This window comes from Actinoplanes sp. NPDC049681 (genome assembly GCF_044465265.1).
GTDB lineage: Bacteria > Actinomycetota > Actinomycetes > Mycobacteriales > Micromonosporaceae > Actinoplanes.
On the sequence record NZ_JBITLP010000005.1, the window covers coordinates 366682 to 378614 of the forward strand.

The window sequence follows — 11933 nt, forward strand, 5'->3', positions numbered from 1 at the left end:
CGGGGGGGGGGGGGGGGGCGCCCGCGCGGGGGGGGGGGGGGGGGGCGGGCGCCCCCCCCCCCCCCCCCCCCCCCACCTTGCGTGGTCTCGGGCTGCGGGTTCGTGGTGGTCGCTCACTTGTGCGTGCGTGGCGGGCTTCGCGGTCACCGTGCGGTGGGTGGTCTGGCTGCCGCGCTGGGGTTGCTGTTCGTCGGCGCGTCGGGCAGGCCTGGGTTCGTCGTGGTCAGGCGGACGAACCGCGCCGGTTGCTTTGTTGGGGTCTTCCTTGCTCAGCGGGCGGCGCAGAAGGTTTCGAGGGCTGCTTTGTCGGAGGGGGTGAGCCATTCGTAGGTGCCTCGGAGGTGGTCGGCTCTTTGGTCCACTGTGGTGATTGTTGCTGTCATGTCGCCCCACGGCATGGAGATGTGCAGGAGGGTTCGGACGATGTTCGGGGGGAGGTGGACGCTGGTCGCGGGGGTGGCTCGCAAGAGCAGGCCGGTGGTGGATACGTCTTCGACGTGGCCGGAGAGGGCTACGAGGCGGCGGCCCGGTTCGGTGTTCAGCTGGGCGGTGCCGGTGGCGGCGTACGTGCCGGGGCGGCGGGTGGCGCCCCGGCGCTGGACCACGTCGGTGGGCGGGTCGCCGGTGAGGGTGAGGGTGCCGTCGCGCAGTTCCGCCTCGACCCAGGTGACGCCGGCGCTGCTGACCAGCTCGAGGATGCCGAAGCGCCGGGTGCCCGGGCCGTCCGGGTCGAGCACCGGGATCGGCGGGAGCTCGGCCAGGAATGCCGCGCTGACCTCGGCCAGCACGATCAGTGCGAGCGGCTGCTCGCCCGGGCATCGCAGCAGGAGGGTGCTGCCCGCCGGGACCGTGACCATCGGATCTCCCCGCCTGTAGGGTCGGCTGTCCTCCGGACGGTCTCACGGGCGGGTCACGGCCGGTGGGCCCGTTGCGGACCCGTCATGCTTCCGGCGTACGCACCAGGGCCTCCGTGACGGTTCTCGTCCAGACGTCGGGGTGGGTGAACCAGAAGTCGTGCGGTACGGCCGGCACGGTGGAGAACCGCCCGTGCGGGACGAGTTCCGCGAGCTGGGCCAGGGGCCAGGACGGGCGGATGTCGTCGCCGGCGGCGATGAAGTGCATCGGCACCTCGCAGCCGGCCAGTCGGCGCCACAGGTCGGGCCGGTGGATCCATTCGGTGAATGACTCGCCGAGCGCCCTGTGAACGTCGCTCACCCACTCGATGCCGACGGCGGGCTCCGACGCCTTGCCGGCTTCGTACGCCTCGGACCAGGTGCGGTCACGGTGGGGACCCCTGCCGGCGATGCCGACCACCGCCGTCACCACCTCCGGATGCTCGAGCGCGTAGCGCACCGCGAGGTCGCAGCCCCACGAGTGGCCGAGCACGAGCCAGGTGGACGCTCCTACCGCCGTACGGATGCTCTCGAGGTCTTCTATCGCCTCGTCCATGGTGTGCGGGCCGCCGGTCGAGCGGCCGACTCCGCGAGGCTCGGGATACCAGGCGCGGTGACCTCGCGGGGAGATGTCGTCCCGTTCCAGGTACTGCACGCAACCGGGGCCGCCGCTCAGGACGACGACATCAGGACCTTCGCCCGTCACTCCCACATGCAACACGGCAGATCCAACCCGGACGGTGCGAGGCTGCATGGCCGTGAACGCTACCAACCACAGGCGGGCGCGACGAGGCGCGGAAGCAGAATCTGACCGGGCGTCCTCGGCTCCGGACGGCTAGATGTACGTCAGCGGGCAGCCATGGCGCAGCGAGTGCTCCGCGGCTTGCCGGAAGAGTGCCACGGAGAAGGTGAGCGGATCGTCGATCGCGAGGGTCAGCGCCAACGGCCCGCTCGGCAGGTCGGCGGTCAGCCCGATCTCGGCGGCGACCGGGGCGATGGCCGTGCGCAGCCGCTGGGCGCTGAACACGGTTGTCACGTCGTCGTAGGAGCTCTCCACCGGGAGTTCGATCAGGCCGGGAAAGTCCACCGGCACGATCAGGGTGGCGTCGAGAAACTCCGCGACGCCGTGGCGTGCACACATGTCGGCGAACTCGTCCATGCCGAGGATGAACTTCTCCTCGAAGCCCTGGCGGGCTGTGGTCGGCGGCCCCGGATAGGGCGGCAGACCTCGTGCCACGAGTGCGTCGTTCAGAAGAGGTGCGTACTCCTTCTCCGCCCAGCTCGCGGCGCTGACGTCGACCAGGTACAGGCCCACGTCGGGAACGTTACCGTCGGCCGCCGGGTCAGCCGGCGGCGGGGAAGCGGGCGGAGAACGCCGACCGCACCGGGGTTCCCTTCTTGTCGTCCATCACGGCGAAGACCACGTCGTCGAACCAGCCGGCGGTGTCGAGCAGCGCCCCGGCGAACGCGTCGGCCACCATCGCCGGGTCGTTGCGGAAGACACCGCAACCCCATGCGCCGAGTACGAGGCGCCGGTGGCCGTGGGCGGCTGCGACGGCGAGGACGCGGCGGGCCCGTTTGGCGAGGATCGCCGCGACCTGGTCGGCGCGGTTGCGGGGTACCGCCCCGCGGTTGGGTGCCGCCGCGGTCAGGAACGACACCTGATAGGCCGTCTCCAGGAGGTGGCCGTCGTCGTCGCGGAAGACCGGCACGCCGGGCGAATGGATCACCCGGTCGCTGTAGAGGTTGTCGCTGCTGGCGCGGTGGACCGCGTAGAACTGGGGTACGGCGGTGAGGCAGCGGTACAGGGCCGACGATCGCGCGAGGCTCTCCTCCTGCGCCTGGGCTCCCGTGCGGAAGCCGCCGCCGGGGTTCTTGGCGGACGCGAACACCAGGGCGGCCACCGGACCGTCGGCGGCCATCCGGCGGGTGGCCGCCAGGGTGCTTTCCGCCGTGACCGACACCGCGGGGGCGGGGCCGGCCGGTGCGGGGGCCGGCAGCGGTTCGTCCGGCTGGTACACCGATGTGCCCGCGACCGCGGCTTGCATCGCCGGCGCCAGGTCGACCTTCTGCCCGCGGGGCGTACGGTAGGCGCCGTCCTGAAGGATCTGCAGGGTGTCGCGGGCGATCTCCCGCAGGTGGGTACTCACGCCGACCGATTCTGTCCGACGCCGGCTGCTACGGCGACTCGTTATCGGGTGAACGGCCGGCGGCCGACCGGAACATCGCGAGCAGGTGCCGGGCCGGTTCGCTGTCGGGGTCGAACGTGAACCAGGGGGCGACCACGAAGTCCGGCGGGAACGACAATGCCCGGCCGTTGCGGCATCGGAAGCAGAAGGCGATCTCGGCGAGGGCCGTCGGGCCGTTGCGGAGTCGCATCGCATAGTGCGGCAGGAAGCACCGCATCGGCTGCGCCTCGGGCAGCGTCGCGGCGAGGGCGAGGGCCGCTTCGGCTTGCTCGCCGTGCCAGACCTCGAGGACCACGCCGCGTACGGGCGTCCGTCCGTCCCAGCCGCGGGAGTGGTCGGGTCCGACCCGGATGACGTCGATCTCCCGGACCCGCCGGGGGTCTGCGATCACTGGCACGGCACCAGCCTGCCATGCCCGCGTGACCCGCATCGATACGATCCCGGCATGCCGCGGAAGTACCTGGGCCCCGTCCCCGACGCCGAATGGCGATCCCTGTTGAGCGAACACCTCGACCGTGCGGACGAGTTCCGGGTGCACATGCCGGACGGCGACGGGCCGCTCAGCTACGGCCGTAGCGAATTCCTGGGGTTGCCCGCCGTGCAGGTCGGGCCGTGGAGCGGGATGCGCGACGCCATCGAGATCAGGGGTGCGATGACGCCGGACGCGAGGGCGCTGTTCCGGCGGATCGAGGTGTCGATCGAGTCGTTCGACCCGGAAGGCAAGCTGTGGGACTACGAGCTCGTGGAGAACGGGACCGTGGTGCTCTCGATCGGCGACTACCACGACCTCCAGATCGACGTTCCCAACTAGGAGATGACCCCGCACGATGGGGGGATGTCGCTCACCACGCCCGCGCCCCGCCACGCCGTCGTCATCGGGGGCAGCCTCGCCGGGCTCTGTGCCGCCCGTGTTCTCGCCGACCACGTGGAGAGTGTCACCGTCGTCGACCGTGATGATTTTCCGGCCGGGCCGGCCGTACGGAAAGGGCTTCCGCAGGCCCACCACCTGCATGTCCTGATCCCGGCCGGCCAGAGCGCGCTCGACCTGCTCTTCCCCGGTGTGATCGCAGGCCTTCACGAGTACGGTGCGGTGCCGGTCGCGGCGCCCACGGAGGTGCTGTACCTCAGCCCCACCGGCTGGCGGGACAGGTTCCCCGCCACTCACCGGCTCGTCGGCGCCAGCCGGGAACTGATCGACTGGGCGCTGCGCCGGCGTCTGGTGCAGGACGGACGGGTTCGGTTCCGCACCGGGCACGAGGTCGTGGGTTTGGTACCGGCTCGAGGGGCGCAGGCTGTCGGAGGCGTGCTGCTGCGCGGCCGGTCCCCGGGCTCGGCGCCGGAGGAACTGGCGGCGGATCTGGTGGTCGATGCCAGCGGGCGCGCCTCGCATGCCACGGAGTGGCTCGACCAGCTCGGGTACGGGCGGCCCGAGGAGAGCCGGGTCGAGTCCGGTCTGGCCTATGCCAGCCGCCGCTACTCGCTGCCCGAGGGGGCGACCGGCGGGTGGAAGAACATCCTCCTGATGCCCAAGGCGCCGGAGGTCCGGCGGGGCGGGGTGCTGTTCCCCATCGAGAACGGGAGGTGGATGGTGACGCTCGGCGGGCTCGGCGGCGACGTCCCGCCCACCGACGAGCAGGGCTTCCTGGAGTTCGCGCGCGGATTGCGCAGCACGGTGCTCTACGAAGCGATCCGGAACGGGACCCCGGATTCCCCGGTTCACGGCTACCGGCGTACGGCCAACCACCGCCGTCACTACGAGGCCATGCCGCGCTGGCCGGACGGTTTCCTGGTGACGGGCGATGCCGCCTGCACCTTCAACCCGGTGTACGGCCAGGGAATGACGGTCGCCGCCCAGGCCGCCGTGCTGCTGGACAGGCACCTGCGCGCCCACCCGGGCACCTTCGGCCGCGCCGCGCAGGCGGCGGTCGCGCGGTGCAGCGAGGCCCCCTGGCGGATCGCCACCGGGGCGGACCTGCGGTTCCCGACCACCGTCGGACCCCGGCTGGGCCGGGCGGCGCAGCTGGCCAACCGGTACCTCGACCGCACGTCCGATGTGGCCAACCGCGACGGGTACGTCGCCCGGGCGCTCGCCGACGTGCTGTACCTCGTCGCACCGCCGGCGGCGTTGTTCCGCCCCGGGGTCGCCCTGCGGGTCCTCCGCGGCAGGCGCGGCCCGGTTCTTCAGTCCCCGCCGGCGGCCTAGGGACGGGCAGGCGGGTGAGCGCTGAGATAGGCGGCCGCCCGGCGCGCCGAGGCGCGGGACATCCACGCGTCCTGGATCAGCTCGGCGAGCTCCCCACGTGTGACCTCGCCGACCCGGCACGTCCGGAGCAGCACCGACGGATGGCCGTCGAAGTGGGCCGTGGTGAAGAACGGCGACGTCTCGTCCTGGACGAGAGCGTGCTTGTCCGCCTCCGACTCGACCCAGAAGACGACGACGTCCGTGTAGCGCTCCCCCGTCTCCGGGTCCACCGCGTCGGGCCGGGGATTGCGGAAGAAGATGAACGACTTCCCGCCCACCTGGTAGACCGGGTTGTCGCGGCTGCCGTACTCCACCTTCACGTGCGGCATGGTCATCGCGAGCTCGTGGATGTCGTCGACCCGAGCCGGCCGGTCGTTGTCCCGGGACACGCCTCACCGTAACCGATGCAGTCCTTCTTGACCGACCAGTCAAGCACCTCTAGGGTGCTGTTGACTGATCGGTCAAGAACTGGGAGAGACGCCGTGCTACACACGACCCGGGTGGCCGCCGTGCCGGTCACCGGCCGGCACACCATCAACACCTACCTGCTGCTCGGACGACGTCCCGTCCTCGTCGACGCCGGCACACCCGGCAAGGCCGGCACGATCGTCGAAGGCCTCGCCCGGCACGGCGTCGACCCGGCGGACCTCGCGCTGATCGTCCTGACCCACGCCCATCTCGACCATTTCGGATCGGCGGCCGAGCTGCAGCGGCTCACCGGCGCACCCATCGCCGCGCACGCCGCCGACGCCGGGCCGTACCGGAGTGGACGGTCGCGCCGGCCGTACCGGCCCACCGGGCCGATGGGCCGGCTCATGGCCCGCGCCCGGCCGCTGTACGCCCGGATCGAGCCGGTCGAGCCGGACATCCTGCTCGACGGCCCCACCTCGCTCGCCGACTTCGGCGTCGACGGCCGCATCATGCCCACCCCCGGGCACACGGCCGGGTCGGTGTCCGTCCTGACCGACGAGGGCGACCTGGTCGCCGGCGACCTCATCGCCGGCTCCTTCATGGGGCTCATCCCCCGCCGCCCGGCCAACCCGCCGTTCCACGACGATCCGGCACGCAACCTCGCCAGCCTGCAGGCGATGCTGGCGCTGCGGCCGCGCGCCCTGCACGTGGGGCACGGCGGCCCGCTCGACCCCGGCCGCGTCGCCCGATGGGCGGCCCGCGAGCAACGGCGCCTCACCTGACCGGCGCCTTGCTACCTTTGCCGGGTTGCGCGAAGGAGGCGGCTACATGGCGAAGGACACGCGCGAGCGCATCGTGACCGTCGCCCGCGACCTGGTGCACGGCGCGTCGCTCGCGCAGGTGAGCACGGAAGACGTGTGCAAGGCCGCGGGCGTACACAAAGGCAGCCTCTATCACTTCTTCCCGTCCAAGAACGCTCTCGGCGCGGCGGTCCTGGAACGGAACTGGGACATGATGAACGCGGTCCTGGAGGCGGCGTTCGCCGACGACGTCGGACCGCTCGAGCGCATCGACCGATTCGTCGACAGCTTCGCCGAACTGCTCGCCGAGATGCGCGGGCGGATGGGAGCCACGCCCGGCTGCCCGCTGGGCGGCCTGGCCGCGGAGATGGCCGGGTACGGCGACGACGCCCGCACCCAGGTCACCCGCATCCTGGCGGGCTGGACCCGCTACTTCACGGTGGCGATCACCGAGGCCAAGGGGCGCGGCGAGATCGACCCGGCCCTGGACGCGGGCGATGCGGCGATGCGGCTGCTGGCCCATCTGCAGGGGCACGCTCTGATGGCGAAGGCGTACGACGACCCGGAGGCGCTCCGCCGCGCCAAGCCCGGCCTGCGCATGCTGCTGGGCGCAGGTTCGGCCCGCGGCTGACGGCCCGGACCTTAGGACACGGTCCCGGACCAGACGATCAGGAGCTTGCGGATTCCGGTCTGGCGGGTCACCGCCTCGGCAACCCCGTCGAAGGTCGTGCGCTCGAACCTGGGTCCTGCGATGACGCAGACGGTCCAGCCCCGGGCGTGGCGGTGCGCCACCGCCAGGGGCCGGTCGGCCAGGGGCCGGGGCTGACCGGCGTCGCGGAAGGTGGCCATGACGTCGGAGCGGGGGCCGGGCAAGCTCATGCGATCGAGGATCACCCCGCCGGCCACGTAGGCGCAGCGGCGGCCGGGACGTCAATGCGGCGATATCAGGGGCGTCATTTCGGCGACATTCGACTACCCTGTCGACCGTGACCACCAACGCCACCCTCCGCGCCGTCCGCATGGGGATGCTGATGAGCCAGGACGACTTCGCCCGCGCTCTGCGCGCGGCCGGGGACCGCGCCGGGGTGCCGAACGACGCGAGCAAGCGGCTGGTCCAGCGCTGGGAGGCCGGCCAGATCGTCGCTCCCCGGCCGGTGTACGCCCGCGCCCTCGAGGCCGTCACAGGGCTGCCGATCGCCTCGCTGGGTTTCAGCGTGCCGGTCCCCCAGGCTCGCGTGTCCGGCGACGGCCACGGCGGTCACGACGTGGCAGCAACGCCGACCAGCCCCGCACCGGTTCGTTCCACGGCGGCCGCCGCCGTCCCGGCTCCCAACTACTCGGGCGTGTGGCTCAGCAGGTACGACTTCTACTCCTCGAGCCGGGACAGCACGTACACGGGCGAGCACTTCGTCGTGGTCCTGCAGCACGGGGACCGCCTGACGGTACGCAGCCTCCCCAGCTCCGCCACATCCTCCCTGACGATGGACCTGACCGTGGACGGGCCGGTCGTCACCGGCACCTGGGTGGAGCAGACCGAGGCGGACGGCTACTACCGGGGCGCTCGCTACCACGGGGCCATCCAGATGCTGGCCGAGCCGACGGGGCGCCGGATCCGCGGCAAGTGGGTGGGCTTCGGCAAGGACATGGACGTCAACACGGGCCCCTGGGAGCTGGTCTTCCAGGATGCGTCCACCGGCCAGGCCACACTGGCCGCGTACAACCGTCCCACGGCCGAGTAACACGCGTCAGCCGGCGGCGAGCCGTTCCAGGGTGGGAACCACCGCGGCCGGGGCGGGCATCGCGGCGATCTCCGCCGCGACCTCCTGGGCGGCGCGCCGCAGCCCGTCGTCCGTCACCAGCCGGTTCAGGTCGGCCGCGCCGATGGCCTTCGCCTTGACGGCGAGGCCGGCTCCGCGCTGGGCCAGCAGTTCGGCGTTGTGCCTGCGGTCGCCCGCTCCGGGCGTGGTCAATTGAGGTACGCCCGCAGCCAGCCCGCCCAGCACGCTTCCGGCACCGGAATGGTGAACGAAGCCGGCGGCGTACGGCAGCACCTCGTTCAGCGGCACCCGGCCCACCGCCCGCACGTTCGGTGGGAGGTTGCGGGTGACCGCCGGGCGGACCAGCACGAACTCGGCGTCCACCCGTGCGGCTGCGGCGATGACCGCGGGGCCCGGGTCGCCGTCGTTCGGGCCCTCGAGGGTGCTGCGGCTGACCAGCACGCGGGGCCGGTCGCCGGGGGTACGCAGCCAGTCCGGGACCGGGCCGCCGCCCGAGAACGGGACCGGCCGCATCGCCACGGCGTCCGGGGACGGGGTGACGCGCAGGCTCGGCGGGGTCACCGCGATGGTCAGCGCCGGGGCGGGGAGGTCGTGGCCGGCGAGGGCCGTGCTGCCGGCCACTGCCCGGAAGAGGTCGGTGGCCGGCCACAGCGTGTTCTCCTGCAGCACCGACGGGACGGACAGGCGTCCGGCCACGACGGCGCCGGCCTCGCCCAGCGACTCGTACACGATCAGGTCCGGGCGTTCGCGCGCGGCGAGCGCCAGCAGCGGGGCGACCAGGGCGAGGTTGGCGCGGCCGAAGAGTTCGCCGACCATGGCGTAGCCCGCCGTGCCTCTCATCTCGGCGCGGGCGATGCCCGGGTGGCGCAGGGCGACCCGGATCGCGCTCCGCGGCAGGCTGAAGCGGGCGCCGATGTCGGCCGTACGCAGCCCCAGGACGTCGGGCGGGAAGCCGCCACCGGCCAGGGTCACCTCGTGCCCGGCGTCCCGGCACGCTGCGGCGAGCGGGATCAGGGGCAGCAGGTGGCCCTGGAGCGGCGCCGCGACGAACAGGATGCGCATGAGCCGCGTTATAGCACGTGCGACCTCAGGCGCCGCTGGTGACCAGGGGCTTGAGCGCCGCACCGACCTGGGTGACGAAGCCCGGCCGGTGACCGTTACGGATCAGGTTGATGGTGATTCCGTCGATGCCGGCGCCCAGCACCTTCTCCTGGAGCTGCTCGGCGACCTGGTCGGGCGTGCCGAGGAAGGTGCGGTTGCGGCGGTCCTCGGGCACGGTCTCGGCGAGCTCCTTCACCTCCTGCCCGGTCTCGCCCACGATGCCCATGACCAGGTAGCTGGTCGCGAGCGTGGCCGGGTCGCGGCCGATCTCCTCGCACCGCTGCCGGAGCACGGCGACCTTGTGGGGCAGGTCGGCGACGTCGCAGATGATGTTCATGTGGTCGGCGAAGCGGGCGGCCAGCCGGAACGTCTTCTGCTCACCACTGCCGCCGAGCATGATCGGGATCGTCGGGCGCAGCCGGGGATTGTTCATGGCGCCGCGGGCGGTGTACCACTTGCCGTCGAGGACGGCCGGCTCGCCCTTCAGCATCGGCGCGATGATGGTCAGCGCCTCCTCGAGCCGCTCGAAGCGCTGCCCGAACGTGCCGAACTCGAAGCCGTAGTCGTGATGCTCACGCTCGAACCAGCCGGCGCCGATCCCCAGGATCGCGCGGCCCTTCGAGACCACGTCGAGGGTGGTCACCGTCTTCGCCAGGAGCGCAGGATTACGGTACGTGTTCCCGGTGACCAGTGTGGACAGCTGGATCGTCGAGGTGGCCGAGGCGAGCGCGCCGAGCGTCGTGTACGCCTCCAGCATCGCGTTCTCAGGCGCACCGATGCCCGGCAGCTGGTAGAAGTGGTCCATCACCAGGACGGTGTCGAATCCCACCGCCTCGGCCTCGCGGGCCTGAGCGGCGACCGTGTCGAAGAGGTCCTCGACCGGCACGCCGGGGTAGGTGAAGTTGGGGATCTGGTACCCGAGCCGGATGCTCACAGTGCCTCCGCTATGTAAGAGGGCTATCACTTGCTAATGTAAGACGTCACTTACATCTTCGGCAAGCGGAGGCGGGCGTGTCGGCGGACCGGGGATACCACCACGGCGACCTCCGCGCGGCGCTGATCGAGGCCAGCTTCGCCCAGCTCGCCGAGGGCGGCGGACTCCCGCGCTTCTCGGTCGCCGCCGTCGCCCGCCGGCTGGGTGTGAGCACGGCCGCGCCGTACCGTCATTTCCCGGACCGGACCCACCTGCTCGGCGCCGTCTCGGGCGCCGCCGCCCACGACCTGGCCGCGGCGATCGCCGCCGCCGCCGACGCGGCCGGCACCGACCCGGCCGACCGCCTGGCCGCAGCGGCCGGCGCCTACGTCAGGTACGTCGCCCGCACCGGCGCCGGCTTCCACGTCATCTACGCCGGCGAGTTGCACGCCCTGCCGGACGAGACCCGGCGCGACCGGACCCGAGCCCTGATGACCACCCTGCTCGACCTCGCCGCCGCGACCGGCTGCCCGTCGTATCAGGAGGCGGTCCAGCTGGTCGAGGCGACGATCGCGGTGGCGCACGGCTACACCTCGCTGTACGCGGACGGCTTCTTCGCCCGGAAATCGATCTCCGTCGACGCGATCGCCGCCCGGGCCACCACGGCAGCGCGCGCCCTCATGACCGTCGACTAGGTTGACCCGGTGGATACCCAGGTCTGGGAACGTTCCCCGGCCCTCAGGGTGAACCGGTCTCGTACCCGTTCGGGTGGAGGACCGGCGGCGAGCACCATGTCGCCACGATGTCGATCGGGCTCGGGGTCCGGCACGGCGTGCATCCGGACGCCGGAGGCCGCTGAGCGCCGCGAGCCCGTCCTGCTGGTGACACACGGCGCCGACGACGAGCGCGACACGGACCCTGGGAACGCCGCCGGCCGTAGGCGCCTACAGAGCCTGCGGGTGCCGGGCCAGCGGGTGACCCAGGAGGCGGTTGAATCCTCTGTGGAGCTTGGTGCCCGGGCGGCCGGCCGCCTCGTAGGTGACGGTGCCGCCGTTGTGGAAGGTGAAGGTCACCGCCACGGCGTTGCCCCGGGTCTCGAGCCACGCCCCGGTGACGCCGTTCGCCGGCACCCAGATCGGCGGGCCGGCGTCCGTCTCGATCGTGTACTCCAGTGAGCGCTGGAAGGCGGGGAACAGCAGCAGCGGCGAGATCACCACGGCGGTCAGGACGTACAGGATGCCGCCGAAGAGCTCGTAGGCGTCCGTCAGCAGCATGCCGAGGCCGAGGACCGCCATCACCGCGCCGACGGCGGTGATCCAGCCGGTGACCGCCGCCGCCGGTCGCAGGCCGGCCCAGGCGATGAGCAGCCAGAAGGGGCAGCAGGTCAGGGCCGCCACGAAGCCCCGCCACGCGCCCCATTCCGCGAGGCCGTACAGCTCGGCGAGCCGGCTCTTCACCTCCGGACGCAGGTGGGTGACCCGCCAGCCGCCCCCTTCGCGTGGCAGGTCGAGCCGTACGGAACCGCCCGGCGTCGCCCGGACGTTCGTGATCCTCCCCATGGCGGTGAGGATAGGGAGAACGGGGCCCGGGCCACGTCAGTAAGTTC

Annotated in this window: 16 protein-coding genes; 6 read left to right on the forward strand and 10 right to left on the reverse strand. The window is 72.2% G+C overall.

Annotated features, from left to right (window positions below):
- Positions 1 to 269 precede the first annotated feature (269 nt).
- The 5 genes from ACIBO8_RS19990 to ACIBO8_RS20010 all read right to left on the reverse strand — a co-directional run bounded on the left by ACIBO8_RS19990 (position 270) and on the right by ACIBO8_RS20010 (position 3479).
- The gene (locus ACIBO8_RS19990; RefSeq protein WP_396116743.1) at positions 270 to 857 is read right to left on the reverse strand and encodes a hypothetical protein; all 588 of its coding nucleotides are present in this window, start codon (positions 855 to 857) and stop codon (positions 270 to 272) included.
- Between the two features lie 82 nt (positions 858 to 939).
- Entirely contained in the window at positions 940 to 1614 is a 675-nt protein-coding gene (locus tag ACIBO8_RS19995) for an alpha/beta fold hydrolase (protein ID WP_396116744.1), read from the reverse strand.
- A 114-nt stretch (positions 1615 to 1728) separates the two neighbouring features.
- Positions 1729 to 2208 (reverse strand): hypothetical protein, encoded by a 480-nt coding sequence (locus ACIBO8_RS20000; RefSeq protein WP_396116745.1) that lies wholly within the window; start codon positions 2206 to 2208, stop codon positions 1729 to 1731.
- A gap of 28 nt (positions 2209 to 2236) precedes the next feature.
- Positions 2237 to 3043, reverse strand: a complete 807-nt coding sequence (locus ACIBO8_RS20005) for a TIGR02452 family protein (RefSeq protein WP_396116746.1) — start codon at positions 3041 to 3043, stop codon at positions 2237 to 2239.
- A 28-nt stretch (positions 3044 to 3071) separates the two neighbouring features.
- Positions 3072 to 3479, reverse strand: a complete 408-nt coding sequence (locus ACIBO8_RS20010; protein ID WP_396116747.1) for a hypothetical protein — start codon at positions 3477 to 3479, stop codon at positions 3072 to 3074.
- 48 nt (positions 3480 to 3527) lie between these two features.
- On the opposite strand from ACIBO8_RS20010, the gene ACIBO8_RS20015 reads away from it, so the two are divergent.
- Entirely contained in the window at positions 3528 to 3893 is a 366-nt protein-coding gene (locus ACIBO8_RS20015; RefSeq protein WP_396116748.1) for a hypothetical protein, read from the forward strand.
- Positions 3894 to 3917: 24 nt separating this feature from the next.
- The gene (locus ACIBO8_RS20020; RefSeq protein ID WP_396116749.1) at positions 3918 to 5285 is read left to right on the forward strand and encodes an NAD(P)/FAD-dependent oxidoreductase; all 1368 of its coding nucleotides are present in this window, start codon (positions 3918 to 3920) and stop codon (positions 5283 to 5285) included.
- Here ACIBO8_RS20020 and ACIBO8_RS20025 read toward each other — a convergent pair.
- Entirely contained in the window at positions 5282 to 5713 is a 432-nt protein-coding gene (locus ACIBO8_RS20025) for an MmcQ/YjbR family DNA-binding protein (protein WP_396116750.1), read from the reverse strand. The genes ACIBO8_RS20020 and ACIBO8_RS20025 overlap by 4 nt on opposite strands.
- A gap of 93 nt (positions 5714 to 5806) precedes the next feature.
- On the opposite strand from ACIBO8_RS20025, the gene ACIBO8_RS20030 reads away from it, so the two are divergent.
- Positions 5807 to 6517 carry an MBL fold metallo-hydrolase gene (locus ACIBO8_RS20030; RefSeq protein ID WP_396116751.1) on the forward strand — a complete coding sequence of 237 codons (711 nt, stop codon included), beginning with the start codon at positions 5807 to 5809 and terminating at the stop codon, positions 6515 to 6517.
- Between the two features lie 46 nt (positions 6518 to 6563).
- Positions 6564 to 7166, forward strand: coding sequence for a TetR/AcrR family transcriptional regulator (locus tag ACIBO8_RS20035; protein ID WP_396116752.1), 603 nt, complete (start codon positions 6564 to 6566; stop codon positions 7164 to 7166).
- An 11-nt stretch (positions 7167 to 7177) separates the two neighbouring features.
- On the opposite strand, the gene ACIBO8_RS20040 is transcribed toward ACIBO8_RS20035, so the two are convergent.
- Positions 7178 to 7414 carry a hypothetical protein gene (locus ACIBO8_RS20040; protein ID WP_396116753.1) on the reverse strand — a complete coding sequence of 79 codons (237 nt, stop codon included), beginning with the start codon at positions 7412 to 7414 and terminating at the stop codon, positions 7178 to 7180.
- A gap of 140 nt (positions 7415 to 7554) precedes the next feature.
- Between ACIBO8_RS20040 and ACIBO8_RS20045 the strand changes: the two genes are divergently transcribed.
- Positions 7555 to 8274, forward strand: a complete 720-nt coding sequence (locus ACIBO8_RS20045) for an XRE family transcriptional regulator (RefSeq protein WP_396117104.1) — start codon at positions 7555 to 7557, stop codon at positions 8272 to 8274.
- Between the two features lie 6 nt (positions 8275 to 8280).
- On the opposite strand, the gene ACIBO8_RS20050 is transcribed toward ACIBO8_RS20045, so the two are convergent.
- Together ACIBO8_RS20050 and ACIBO8_RS20055 are read right to left on the reverse strand one after the other, a co-directional pair.
- Positions 8281 to 9375 carry a glycosyltransferase gene (locus ACIBO8_RS20050; RefSeq protein ID WP_396116754.1) on the reverse strand — a complete coding sequence of 365 codons (1095 nt, stop codon included), beginning with the start codon at positions 9373 to 9375 and terminating at the stop codon, positions 8281 to 8283.
- Positions 9376 to 9400: 25 nt separating this feature from the next.
- Positions 9401 to 10348 (reverse strand): LLM class F420-dependent oxidoreductase, encoded by a 948-nt coding sequence (locus ACIBO8_RS20055; protein ID WP_396116755.1) that lies wholly within the window; start codon positions 10346 to 10348, stop codon positions 9401 to 9403.
- 77 nt (positions 10349 to 10425) lie between these two features.
- On the opposite strand from ACIBO8_RS20055, the gene ACIBO8_RS20060 reads away from it, so the two are divergent.
- The gene (locus ACIBO8_RS20060; protein WP_396116756.1) at positions 10426 to 11022 is read left to right on the forward strand and encodes a TetR/AcrR family transcriptional regulator; all 597 of its coding nucleotides are present in this window, start codon (positions 10426 to 10428) and stop codon (positions 11020 to 11022) included.
- Positions 11023 to 11271: 249 nt separating this feature from the next.
- On the opposite strand, the gene ACIBO8_RS20065 is transcribed toward ACIBO8_RS20060, so the two are convergent.
- Positions 11272 to 11886 (reverse strand): hypothetical protein, encoded by a 615-nt coding sequence (locus ACIBO8_RS20065; protein ID WP_396116757.1) that lies wholly within the window; start codon positions 11884 to 11886, stop codon positions 11272 to 11274.
- Positions 11887 to 11933: the final 47 nt, after the last annotated feature.

What these genes read in the sequence shown, in the direction of transcription:
- ACIBO8_RS19990 (WP_396116743.1), bottom strand. Translation starts at nt 857, where the DNA reads ATGGTCACGGTCCCGGCGGGCAGCACCCTCCTGCTGCGATGCCCGGGC.
- ACIBO8_RS20015 (WP_396116748.1), top strand. Translation starts at nt 3,528, where the DNA reads ATGCCGCGGAAGTACCTGGGCCCCGTCCCCGACGCCGAATGGCGATCC.
- ACIBO8_RS20020 (WP_396116749.1), top strand. Translation starts at nt 3,918, where the DNA reads ATGTCGCTCACCACGCCCGCGCCCCGCCACGCCGTCGTCATCGGGGGC.
- ACIBO8_RS20035 (WP_396116752.1), top strand. Translation starts at nt 6,564, where the DNA reads ATGGCGAAGGACACGCGCGAGCGCATCGTGACCGTCGCCCGCGACCTG.
- ACIBO8_RS20040 (WP_396116753.1), bottom strand. Translation starts at nt 7,414, where the DNA reads ATGAGCTTGCCCGGCCCCCGCTCCGACGTCATGGCCACCTTCCGCGAC.
- ACIBO8_RS20045 (WP_396117104.1), top strand. Translation starts at nt 7,555, where the DNA reads ATGGGGATGCTGATGAGCCAGGACGACTTCGCCCGCGCTCTGCGCGCG.
- ACIBO8_RS20050 (WP_396116754.1), bottom strand. Translation starts at nt 9,375, where the DNA reads ATGCGCATCCTGTTCGTCGCGGCGCCGCTCCAGGGCCACCTGCTGCCC.
- ACIBO8_RS20065 (WP_396116757.1), bottom strand. Translation starts at nt 11,886, where the DNA reads ATGGGGAGGATCACGAACGTCCGGGCGACGCCGGGCGGTTCCGTACGG.